At 62.4% G+C, this 10,444-nt stretch carries 11 protein-coding genes; 5 read left to right on the top strand and 6 right to left on the bottom strand.

The annotated features are described in order from the left end of the window. The first annotated feature begins 37 nt into the window (after positions 1–37). Genes RID11_RS16120 through RID11_RS16105 form a run of 4 tightly spaced genes read left to right on the top strand, consistent with a single transcriptional unit; the run spans position 38 to position 4,672 of the window. Positions 38–586, top strand: a complete 549-nt coding sequence (locus RID11_RS16120; protein WP_297771824.1) for a TRAP transporter small permease — start codon at positions 38–40, stop codon at positions 584–586. After that, entirely contained in the window at positions 586–1,899 is a 1,314-nt protein-coding gene (locus RID11_RS16115) for a TRAP transporter large permease (RefSeq protein WP_350141009.1), read from the top strand. The genes RID11_RS16120 and RID11_RS16115 overlap by 1 nt, the downstream gene beginning before the upstream one ends. After that, positions 1,899–3,143 carry a malonyl-CoA decarboxylase gene (locus tag RID11_RS16110; RefSeq protein WP_350141007.1) on the top strand — a complete coding sequence of 415 codons (1,245 nt, stop codon included), beginning with the start codon at positions 1,899–1,901 and terminating at the stop codon, positions 3,141–3,143. Before RID11_RS16115 ends, RID11_RS16110 begins: the two co-directional genes overlap by 1 nt. A gap of 11 nt (positions 3,144–3,154) precedes the next feature. Next, complete coding sequence (locus RID11_RS16105; RefSeq protein WP_350141005.1) at positions 3,155–4,672, top strand: malonate--CoA ligase; 1,518 nt, start codon at positions 3,155–3,157, stop codon at positions 4,670–4,672. A 16-nt stretch (positions 4,673–4,688) separates the two neighbouring features. Here RID11_RS16105 and RID11_RS16100 read toward each other — a convergent pair whose 3' ends face one another. From RID11_RS16100 to greA, 6 genes are all read right to left on the bottom strand, one after another. Then, positions 4,689–5,093, bottom strand: coding sequence for a GNAT family N-acetyltransferase (locus tag RID11_RS16100; RefSeq protein WP_350141003.1), 405 nt, complete (start codon positions 5,091–5,093; stop codon positions 4,689–4,691). Then, positions 5,083–5,658 carry a tRNA (adenosine(37)-N6)-threonylcarbamoyltransferase complex dimerization subunit type 1 TsaB gene (tsaB, locus tag RID11_RS16095; protein ID WP_350140999.1) on the bottom strand — a complete coding sequence of 192 codons (576 nt, stop codon included), beginning with the start codon at positions 5,656–5,658 and terminating at the stop codon, positions 5,083–5,085. Before tsaB ends, RID11_RS16100 begins: the two co-directional genes overlap by 11 nt. After that, positions 5,651–6,214, bottom strand: a complete 564-nt coding sequence (locus RID11_RS16090; protein WP_350140997.1) for a NifU family protein — start codon at positions 6,212–6,214, stop codon at positions 5,651–5,653. The genes tsaB and RID11_RS16090 overlap by 8 nt, the downstream gene beginning before the upstream one ends. 126 nt (positions 6,215–6,340) lie before the next feature. Continuing rightward, complete coding sequence (locus tag RID11_RS16085; protein ID WP_350140995.1) at positions 6,341–6,796, bottom strand: universal stress protein; 456 nt, start codon at positions 6,794–6,796, stop codon at positions 6,341–6,343. A 127-nt stretch (positions 6,797–6,923) separates the two neighbouring features. Beyond that, complete coding sequence (locus RID11_RS16080) at positions 6,924–7,934, bottom strand: hypothetical protein (RefSeq protein ID WP_350140993.1); 1,011 nt, start codon at positions 7,932–7,934, stop codon at positions 6,924–6,926. 14 nt (positions 7,935–7,948) lie between these two features. After that, positions 7,949–8,419: a transcription elongation factor GreA gene (gene greA / locus RID11_RS16075; RefSeq protein WP_050662076.1), complete on the bottom strand. Its 471-nt coding sequence runs from the start codon at positions 8,417–8,419 to the stop codon at positions 7,949–7,951. Positions 8,420–8,698: 279 nt separating this feature from the next. On the opposite strand from greA, the gene RID11_RS16070 reads away from it, so the two are divergent. Then, positions 8,699–10,348: an electron transfer flavoprotein-ubiquinone oxidoreductase gene (locus RID11_RS16070; RefSeq protein WP_350140991.1), complete on the top strand. Its 1,650-nt coding sequence runs from the start codon at positions 8,699–8,701 to the stop codon at positions 10,346–10,348. Positions 10,349–10,444: the final 96 nt, after the last annotated feature.

Genomic DNA, 10,444 nt, shown 5'->3' with positions numbered 1-10,444 from the left:
CCCCCACTGAAATTCCGACCACCATCAGGAGTGACAAATGGCTGGCCAGACCTCGGGCGCCGTTGCGCGCACCGGCAACAACCCCTTCTTGCGTGCCGTCGCCGCGATATCGAGCCTCGCGGGCTGGGTCTCGGCGGGCATGATCGTCTCGGCGGTGCTGATCACCTGTCAGATGATCTGGATCCGTTTCGTGATGAACGGATCGACCATCTGGCAAACCGAGGCGGTGATCTATCTCATGATCGCCGCGACCCTGCTGGGTCTGCCTTATGTGCAACGCTTGCGCGGGCATGTGAACGTAGACCTGATACCGCTCGCCCTGCCGCGCCGGATGCGCAAGGGGCTGGCGGTTTTGACGCTGTCGCTCTCCATTGCCGTGGTCAGCGTCATGCTCTGGTATGGCTATGAATTCTGGCATTTCGCCTGGGCGCGCGGCTGGACCTCCGACACCATCTGGGCGGTGCGGCTGTGGATTCCGTATCTGGCCATTCCTGTGGGTTTTGCCCTGTTTCTCTTGCAACTGGTGGCCGATCTCGTGGCCCTCATCCTCGATATCGACACCCCGTTCGGACTGGAGGACGCCTGATGGATCCGCTTCTGCTTGGCCTCATTGTCGCCATCGTGACAATCGTCGTGCTGTTCTCCGGTGTCTCGGTCGCGCTCGGCCTGCTGATCGTCTCGGGCGGCTTCCTGATCGTCTTCGACGGCATGCGCTCGCTCGAACTCATGCCGGAAATCTTCTTTGGCAAGCTTGATAATTTCGCGCTGCTGTCGATTCCGATGTTCATCATCATGGGGGCCTCCATCGCCTCGACCCGGGCCGGCGCCGACCTTTACGAGGCGCTGGAACGCTGGCTCACCCGCGTGCCCGGCGGCCTCGTGATCTCCAATCTCGGGGCCTGCGCGCTCTTTTCGGCGATGTCCGGCTCCTCGCCCGCCACCTGTGCCGCCATCGGCAAGATGGGCATCCCCGAGATGCGCAAGCGCGGCTACCCCGACTCCGTCGCCGCAGGCTCCATCGCGGCGGGCGGCACGCTGGGTATTTTGATCCCGCCCTCGGTCACGATGATTGTCTATGGCATCGCGACGGAAACCTCGATTGGCCGCCTGTTTCTGGCGGGGGTCATTCCGGGCATGCTGTTGGTCGCGCTCTTTATGGCGTGGTCGCTCTACCAGACATGGCGCTCGGGCGATGTGAACTTGCTGCGCGCAACACCCTATACCTGGGCGCAGAAATTCGAGATCCTGCCCCGCGTCCTGCCGTTCCTCGCGATTATCCTCGGCGTGCTTTACGCGATGTATGGCGGCATCGCCACGCCGTCCGAGACTGCAGCCGTCGGCGCGCTGCTGTGCCTCGTGATCGCCATGGTGATCTACAAGCTGTGGGATCCCCGCGCGCTCTGGGTGGTGCTGCGTGACAGCACCCGTGAAAGCGTGATGATCCTCTTCATAATCGCGGCGGCGGGGGTGTTTTCCTACATGCTGTCCTCGCTCTTCATCACCCAATCCATCGCGGAATGGATCGGCACGCTCGACGTCAACCGGTGGATTCTCATGGGCGCGATCAACGTCTTTCTGCTGATCGCAGGCTTCTTCCTGCCGCCCGTCGCGGTGATCCTGATGGCAGCCCCGATCCTGTTGCCGATCATCACCACCGCCGGGTTCGATCCGATCTGGTTTGCCGTGGTGCTGACCATCAACATGGAGATCGGCCTGATTTCGCCGCCCGTGGGCCTTAACCTCTATGTGATCAACGGCATCGCGCCCGATATCAAGCTCAAGACGATCCTCGTCGGTTCGCTGCCCTATGTCGGCTGCATGATCCTCGCGATCATCCTCTTGTGCCTGTTCCCCGGACTGGCCACATGGTTGCCGAATGCAGTGATGGGATTGGGCTGATGAGCGTACTGGCGGATCTTCTCTCAACGGTGTTCGAGCGGCGCTATCGCGGCGCCGCCGAACCTGACCGGCAAAATCGCAGCATCGAGGCGCTTTGCCGTGACCTTCTGGGCAGTTCCGGTGAGGTGTCTGGCATGGCGCTCTCCCGGCTGATCCTTGATCGGTACGCGGGCATGGACGATGCGGGCAAACTGGCGTTTTTTGAGTTCCTGACGCAGGATATGGGTGTTGACCCCGAGGCGGTGCGCGACACGCTCGATGCGTTTGAGACCAAGCCTGACCGAAACACCTACCGTGCCTTCATGAGCGCGGCAGAGCCGCCGCGACAGGAGCTTGCCCGCCGCCTCAACCAGGTGCCGGGGGCCACTGCGCAGCTTGTGGCGATGCGCTCGGACCTCTTGCGGCTTACGCGTGACAATCCGGGCCTTTCGGTGGTCGATCTCGATCTCAAGCACCTCTTCGCCTCGTGGTTCAATCGCGGCTTTCTGGTGCTGCGTCCGATCAACTGGACCAGTTCGGCGGATGTACTGGAAAAGATCATCGCCTACGAGGCGGTACATGCCATCGACAGCTGGGACGACCTGCGCCGCCGGTTGCAGCCGACCGACCGGCGCTGTTTCGGCTTTTTCCACCCGGCGATGCCCGACGAGCCGTTGATTTTCGTCGAGGTGGCGCTCACGCGCGGGGTGCCCGGCGCGATCCATGACGTGCTCTCGGACGAGCGCGCGGCCATTGCGCCCGACGCCGCCGACACCGCCGTGTTCTATTCGATCTCCAACTGCCAGTCGGGGCTGGCGGGCATTTCCTTCGGCAACTCGCTGATCAAGCAGGTGGTGGCGGACCTGTCACAGGAACTGCCCAATCTCAAGACCTTCGTCACCCTCTCGCCGATTCCCGGCCTCACCCGCTGGCTGTCGGAGCGTGACAAGACGATTCCCGAAGACGCCGACACCCGCCGCCAGATCACAGCGCAGTACCTTCTCCATGCCAAGCGCGACAAGGGTGGGCCTTATGACCCGGTGGCGCGGTTTCACCTCGGCAACGGCGCGTCGGTCCATGCGATCCATGCCGGTGCCGATCTTTCGCCCAACGGGCAAAAGCAATCGGGCGGTGTGATGGTGAATTACCTTTACGACCTGCGCCAGATTTCGCAAAACCACGAACGATTTGCGGCCTCGGGCGAGATTGCCGCCTCGTCAGAGGTGACTGCCCTCGCCTCAGCAGCCGCCAAGATGACGGAATGAAGGACAAGACCATGGCCAACCCTCTCTATGACACGCTGTTCGGTCGCCATGCGGGCCGCAGCGCCCCGTTTCTCCATCTCGGCGACGGGCAAACGCTCAGCTACGATGCGTTCCTGCGGCTGACCGCGCGCTATGCCCATGCGTTCCGCGCGGCGGGGCTTGCGCCAGGCGACCGGCTCGCGGCGCAGATCGAGAAATCGCCCGAGGCGCTTGCGGTCTATGCCGCCTGCGTGCAGGCGGGCATCGTCTTTCTGCCGCTCAACACTGGCTATACCGGCGATGAGCTGTCGTATTTCGTCAGCGACAGCGGCGCGAAACTGCTGCTCTGCGACCCGGCCAAATCCGACGCGCTCCGCCCCATGGCCGAGGCGGCGGGCGCGGCGCTGATGACGCTCGATGCAGGCGGTACCGGCACCCTGCCCGCCGCGGCGCGTGACCTGCCCGAGACGTTCGAGACCACCCCGCGCGCGGGCGACGACCTCGCGGCGTTCCTCTACACCTCCGGCACCACGGGCCGCTCCAAGGGGGCGATGCTGACGCAGACCAACCTCTTGTCCAATGCCGAGGTTCTGGTCGACTACTGGCGGTTCAGCGCCGAGGACGTGCTGCTGCACGCGCTGCCGATCTTTCACACCCATGGGCTCTTCGTGGCCACCAATATCATCCTGCTCGCGGGCGGGTCGATGATCTTCCTGCCGAAATTCGACGTGGACACGGTGATCGCGCAACTGCCCCGCGCCACTTCGATGATGGGCGTGCCGACCTTCTACACCCGCCTGCTGGACGATCTGCGCTTCACCCGCGATCTGGTGGCGCATATGCGGCTCTTCACCTCTGGCTCGGCCCCGCTTCTGGCCGAAACGCATGTGGCGTTCGAGGAACGCACAGGCCACCGCATCCTCGAACGCTACGGCATGACTGAGACCAACATGAACACCTCCAACCCCTATGACGGCGCGCGCCGGGCGGGCACGGTGGGCTTTCCGCTGTCGGGCGTGGATCTCAAGATCACCGATCCGCAGACCGGCGAGACCCTCTCGCAGGGCGAGATCGGCCTCATCGAAGTGCGCGGCCCCAATGTCTTCAAGGGCTATTGGAACATGCCCGAAAAGACTGCCGAGGAGTTGCGCGACAACGGGTTCTTCATCACCGGCGATCTGGGGCTGATCGACGATCAGGGCTATCTGCAGATCGTCGGGCGCAACAAGGATCTGATCATCTCGGGCGGCTACAACATCTATCCCAAGGAAATCGAACTGCTGCTCGATGACCAACCCGGCGTGCTGGAAAGCGCCGTGGTGGGCGTGCCGCATCCTGATTTTGGCGAGACGGTGGTGGGCTTTCTGGTGCCGCAAAAGGGCGAAACGCTTGACCTTGATGCGATTGCCGATGCCGCATCGCAGAGCCTTGCACGCTTCAAGCATCCGCGCCGCCTGATCGTGCTGGACGAATTGCCGCGCAACACGATGGGCAAGGTGCAAAAGAACATGCTGCGCGCCGATTATGCGGATTTGTTCGCCGCTGCCTGAGGGGCGCGCGCCTCGTTCAGAGCGCCTTGCGCAATATCAGGGCACCAACTGTCCCGCGCGCATAGTACCCCGCGCGCCGGGCGACCTCTGCGTAGTCCGCTGCCTCGTATAATGCGTGGGCCGGCAGGTTATCCGCCGCCACTTCCAGAAACGCCGTCACAGCGCCGCGCGCCCGTGCCTCGGCCTCGAAACCGGCGAGCCTAGCCCGCCCCAGCCCCTTGCGACGATGCGCCGGATCGCAGGCCAGCGTCAGCAGTTCCGCCTCATCCGCGATTACCCGGCCAAGAGCGAAGGCGCGGGCATCCCCCACGGCAAAGACCAGCGGGCTTTCCAACAAACCGGCGAATTCCGCCATCGACCAGGCCCGCCCCTGACCGGCAAAGGCGCGTGCGTGGCAGGTCGCCATCTGGTCAGGCGCCATCGAGGATCACCGGAGGCACGTCCCTCGCCGGGGCCGCATCAGCAGGCCGCACGTAAAGCGGCGCCGGGGGCGGGCCGTTATCCGGGGCACGAGTCGCAAGCCGGGCGATCCGCTCGGCCAGCAGAGCGGGGAGCGGGGGTAGCAGCGCGTCAGGAACATCCGCCATCGCCACCAGTTCTGGCGCTTGGCCGACACGCTGCACGTAGCCCTGAGCACGCGGCGCCGGAACGCAGGGCGTGCCAGGCTCAGCGCCTGCATCGATCACCTCGAGCGTACTGATACCGATCGCGGGGATGCCAAGGCTCAGCGCCAGCCCACGCGCCGTGGCAACGGAAATCCGGATGCCGGTGAAATTTCCGGGGCCTGTACCAACGGCGATAAGGGACAGATCGCGCCATGTGTTTCCGGCCTCTTCCAGCACCTCTTCCAGCAGCGGCATGAGGCGTTCTGCCTGCCCGCGACCCATTTCTTCGGCGCGGGCCACCAGAACCCGGTCGCCGCATAGCAAAGCGGCCGCGCAGTGCGCGGCCGATGTGTCAAATCCCAGGATGAGCGGCTTAGACACCGACAGGGCGCACCTCGGTCACCTCGGGGATATAGTGGCGCAGCAGGTTCTCGATGCCCATCTTCAGTGTAATGGTCGAGGACGGACAGCCGGCGCAGGCCCCCTGCATATGCAGGTAGACGACTCCGCGCTCAAACCCGTGAAAGGTGATGTCGCCACCATCCTGTGCCACGGCGGGGCGCACGCGGGTGTCGAGCAATTCCTTGATCTGGCCGACGATCTCGGCATCCTCACCGCTATGTTCGGCATGGCCCGACGCGCCGCCGCCCTCGCCGATCATCACCGGCTGACCGGATTGATAGTGCTCCATGATCGCCCCGAGAATCGCGGGCTTGATATGGTCCCACTCGGTGCTGTCGCCTTTGGTCACGGTCACGAAATCGTTGCCGAGGAATACCCCCGCGACACCCGGAACCTTGAAGATGCGCTCGACCAGCGGCGACACCTCTGCGCCATCGGCAGTGGGAAAATCGGCGGTGCCTGCGTCCAGAACGGTCTGCCCGGGCAGGAACTTCAGCGTGGCGGGATTGGGAGTGGATTCGGTCTGGATGAACATGGCGCGCCCCTTTCGTGCTTGCTCCCAGATATGCGCCCCCCATTGGCGCAAGTCAAGGATTGGAACGATTCTAAACTGCTTGGCACCGGGGACACTGCGATCTCAGCTTATTGATGCCCCCTTTTGTCAGGTGATCGCCTCAAGCCGTTCCTTGCTCAGATCACCTGGCACGATAGTGATCGGTATAGGCAGGGTGCCCGAATTCTTGGTCAGCTGCGTCACCAGCGGCCCGGGCCCCTTTTTGCCGGTCCCGGCACCCAGAACCAGCACGCCGATATCCGGGTCGTCATGGACCTGCGCGATTATCTCAGACACCGGTTCGCCCTCTCGGATCACCAGTTCAGGATCAATGCCCTGCTTGTCACGCATCCATTTGGCGAAAACCTCGAAATGCGCCTCGATGCGCTCTCGGCTTTCTTCGCGCATGATGTCACCGACACCGATCCAGTGATTGAATTCCTCTGGTGGGATCACCGACAGAATCGCAACACCACCCTGCGTGTGCGCCGCGCGCATCGCCGCAAAGCGCATGGCGTTCAGGCATTCGCGGCTGTCATCCAGCACCACAAGAAACTTGCGCATCGCTCATATCTCCCTCAGTCGCGCATCATGACGCGGAAATGGGCACGGGGCAATAGAGGCCGTTCACACATCCGGATTTGAGTATCTTTACCGAAGAGAAACAGCGAGTTGTCTGTTCGCTCTGCTCTTAGTCAAAGGTGCCGGCCACTCGTCCCAATAGCATGAAGGCCCGCGCTGTGCGGGTTTCTGAAAGATCTGATATCTCGGCATCCGTCGCGGTCTCGGCGAATTGCGAGACCATCCTGTCAAAGAGCCGCAAAAAGTGGTGCGCCGCATCGCGAAAGATCGCATCCTGCCGCATCCGAGCCGCTGTCAGCGCCAGTGATGACCGGTCGCGCACGCCACCAAGTGCAGCCACGGTCCGCCCCCGCTCGCCATCGGCAAAACGCCGCCAGATTTCGGGGCGGGCCATGTCGGGGCGCAGATCGTCCATGTAGATGCCGTCATGCGACATCAACGTGAGAATGTCCTGCGCGGCCCGGATGAGTTGCGCCGTGGGACGGTCTTTGAGTGCGCGTCGCAGTGCCGCAAAACCGGCCTTGTCGTCGGGATTCTCGGGAAAATTCAGCGCCGTGATGAAATCCGCCCGGCCCAGAGGCGCCTGTATCTCTTCGGCGGGCGTGCCTAGCGGCAGGGCAACTTGATCATCAGCACCGGACGGTGACGGGGCAGGGGCCAGTACCGGGCGCGGTTCGGCCTCGTGAGTGCGCACCGAAGAAAACGTGGCAAGGGTGGTTTCGGTCTTTCGCTGTGCCGCCACGATCTCGTCCAGCTTTTGGCTGACCGTCTTATCCACGGTTTGGCCGAGAAACTGATTTTGATTGAGATACGCGTCGCGGATAGCGTCAATTGCCGCCTGTAGCCGGGTGCTTTCCTCGCGCATCACGCGGCTTGCGCGCGCTGCGGTTGCCCCGACCCAGATCATGGCTACGGGCATGAAAACGGCAATCAGGACGATCACGAATTGCAGCGCGCTATCCACGCTGTCCTGTGGTGCGAGCACGAGGAAAAACAGCCCCGTTCCTGCCAGCCATATCAAGGACAACGCAACCGCAATCACCTCGATCACGGTCAGACGGTCCGCCTGGGGCCTGTCCTGACGCCCCGACATGGGGCTGGGTTGCGTGCGTGGGGGCATGATGTGGTTGCCTGTCAGAGATAAACGACCTTTATCACCTCATAGGCGCGATCACCACCGGGAGTGCGCACTTCGACGCTGTCGCCCTCTTCCTTGCCGATCAGGGCGCGCGCAATTGGCGATTTTATGTTCAGAAGGCCGTTTTCGATACTGGCCTCATGTTCCCCCACAATCTGATAGGTCTTTTCCTCGTCGGTATCCTCGTCAACGAGCGTGACCGTCGCGCCAAACTTGATCGAGCCCGAGAGTTTCGCGGGGTCGATCACTTCGGCGAGACTCAGGATGCCCTCGATCTCCTTGATCCGGCCCTCGATGAAGGACTGCTTTTCCTTGGCCGAGTGATACTCGGCGTTCTCGCTCAGGTCGCCATGTTCTCGCGCTTCGGCGATGGCGCGAATAATGGCGGGCCGCTCAACCGACTTGAGCTGCTTGAGCTCTTTTTCCAGCGCGGCATGGCCGCCTGCAGTCATCGGGATTTTTTCCATTTCACGCGTCCATTGTCAGAAGCGGGGCCGCGCATTTGCTGGCCCCGTCAGTCTCGTTTCAGAATTTGGATCAGATTGCACGAATGCGGGCTTCGATTGCAATAGTGGATCGCTAAGGCAGGCGTATTCAGGCGCAGGGCCGTGACAAATTGCCGGTTTCAAGCGGTTTTAACGTCGTGTTTCAATTGACGCTTGACGCGCGGGCGGGCTAGTCACTCTCGCAACAATGTTGCGTGGCGGCACTGGCCCGTGATGCGCCCCGAAAAAAGGATGATGTCGATGACGGATATGACGCGCGAAGCGATGGAATACGATGTCGTGATCGTAGGGGCGGGGCCTGCCGGTCTGTCTGCCGCGATCCGGCTGAAGCAGCTCGATGCCGACTGTCAGGTCGTGGTGCTGGAAAAGGGCTCCGAGGTGGGGGCCCATATCCTGTCGGGCGCGGTGCTCGATCCCTGCGGCCTCGATGCGCTGATCCCCGACTGGAAAGAAAAGGGCGCGCCGATCAACACGCCTGTGCGAGAGGATAATTTCTACATGTTGGGTGAAGGCGGCAAGGTGCGCGTCCCCAACTGGCCGATGCCTCCGCTGATGAACAACCACGGCAATTACATCGTCTCGATGGGCAATGTCTGCCGCTGGATGGCCGAACAGGCCGAGGAACTGGGCGTCGAGATTTTCCCCGGCATGGCCTGCTCGGAGATGGTCTATGGCGACAACGGCGAAGTAAAGGGCGTCGTGGCCGGTGAGTTCGGTCGCAATGAGGACGGCACGCCCGGCCCGAGCTATGAGCCGGGCATGGAGCTGCACGGCAAATATGTGTTCCTGTCCGAAGGCGTGCGTGGCAGCCTCGCGAAGGAGGTGATCGGCAAATACGACCTCTCCAAGGGCCTCGAGCCGCAGAAATTCGGCCTCGGCATGAAAGAGATCTGGGAGGTGGACCCTGCCAAGCATCGCGAGGGCAGTGTCACGCACACGATGGGCTGGCCGCTTGGCAGCAATGCCGGTGGTGGCTCCTTCATCTATCACCTTGAGAACAATCAGGTCTATGTCGGCTTCGTGGTGCATCTGAATTACCAGAACCCGCATCTCTACCCCTACATGGAGTTCCAGCGTTTCAAGCATCACCCGATGGTCGCGGAACTGCTGAAAGGCGGCAAGCGCGTGGCATACGGTGCGCGCGCCATCACCGAAGGCGGCTATCAGTCGATGCCCAAGATGGTGGCCCCGGGCGTGGCGCTTCTGGGCTGTTCGGTCGGCATGGTCAACGTGCCGCGCATCAAGGGCAACCATAACGCCATGCTCTCGGGCAAGGCAGCGGCGGAGGCGGCGCATGAGGCGATCAAGGCTGGCCGCACCAGTGACGAACTTGGCGATTACGAGACCGAGGTGCGCACCGGCGCGATCGGCAAAGACCTGAAAAAGGTGCGCAACGTCAAGCCGCTCTGGTCCAAATATGGCCTTCTGGCCTCGCTCACCGTGGGCGGATTCGACATGTGGACCAATACCGTAGGCTTCAGCCTTCTGGGCACGCTCAAGCATGGCAAGACCGATGCCGAGGCCACCGGGCTGGCCGAGACCCACAAGAAGATCGACTACCCCAAGCCCGATGGCAAGTTGAGCTTTGACCGCCTGACCAATGTCAGTTTCTCGATGACCAATCACGAGGAAAATCAGCCTGCGCATCTGACGCTCAAGGACAAGAACGTGCCGATCAGCGTCAATCTGCCGAAATACGCGGAGCCCGCACAGCGTTATTGCCCGGCGGCTGTCTACGAGGTGGTGCACGAAGAGGGCAAGGAGCCGCGTTTCGTGATCAACTTCCAGAACTGCGTGCATTGCAAGACCTGCGACATCAAGGATCCCAGCCAGAATATCCACTGGGTCACACCGCAGGGCGGGGACGGGCCGAACTATCCGAACATGTAACCATCCCGTGAGATCGGGGGCGCGGCGCGGCAAATGGGTCGCGCCGCATTGCCTTGGGGGGGCTTGCATATTACCTTTGTGCGAAACTCCCGCGAT

Source organism: Roseovarius sp., from assembly GCF_040219995.1.
Lineage (GTDB): Bacteria > Pseudomonadota > Alphaproteobacteria > Rhodobacterales > Rhodobacteraceae > Roseovarius.
Note: the sequence above shows the minus strand (reverse complement) of the source record. Positions and strands in the feature narration are given on the sequence as shown.

What these genes read in the sequence shown, in the direction of transcription:
- RID11_RS16115 (WP_350141009.1), top strand. Translation starts at nt 586, where the DNA reads ATGGATCCGCTTCTGCTTGGCCTCATTGTCGCCATCGTGACAATCGTC.
- RID11_RS16105 (WP_350141005.1), top strand. Translation starts at nt 3,155, where the DNA reads ATGGCCAACCCTCTCTATGACACGCTGTTCGGTCGCCATGCGGGCCGC.
- RID11_RS16080 (WP_350140993.1), bottom strand. Translation starts at nt 7,934, where the DNA reads ATGCCCCCACGCACGCAACCCAGCCCCATGTCGGGGCGTCAGGACAGG.
- RID11_RS16110 (WP_350141007.1), top strand. Translation starts at nt 1,899, where the DNA reads ATGAGCGTACTGGCGGATCTTCTCTCAACGGTGTTCGAGCGGCGCTAT.
- RID11_RS16090 (WP_350140997.1), bottom strand. Translation starts at nt 6,214, where the DNA reads ATGTTCATCCAGACCGAATCCACTCCCAATCCCGCCACGCTGAAGTTC.
- greA (WP_050662076.1), bottom strand. Translation starts at nt 8,419, where the DNA reads ATGGAAAAAATCCCGATGACTGCAGGCGGCCATGCCGCGCTGGAAAAA.
- RID11_RS16085 (WP_350140995.1), bottom strand. Translation starts at nt 6,796, where the DNA reads ATGCGCAAGTTTCTTGTGGTGCTGGATGACAGCCGCGAATGCCTGAAC.
- RID11_RS16120 (WP_297771824.1), top strand. Translation starts at nt 38, where the DNA reads ATGGCTGGCCAGACCTCGGGCGCCGTTGCGCGCACCGGCAACAACCCC.
- RID11_RS16070 (WP_350140991.1), top strand. Translation starts at nt 8,699, where the DNA reads ATGACGGATATGACGCGCGAAGCGATGGAATACGATGTCGTGATCGTA.
- RID11_RS16100 (WP_350141003.1), bottom strand. Translation starts at nt 5,093, where the DNA reads ATGGCGCCTGACCAGATGGCGACCTGCCACGCACGCGCCTTTGCCGGT.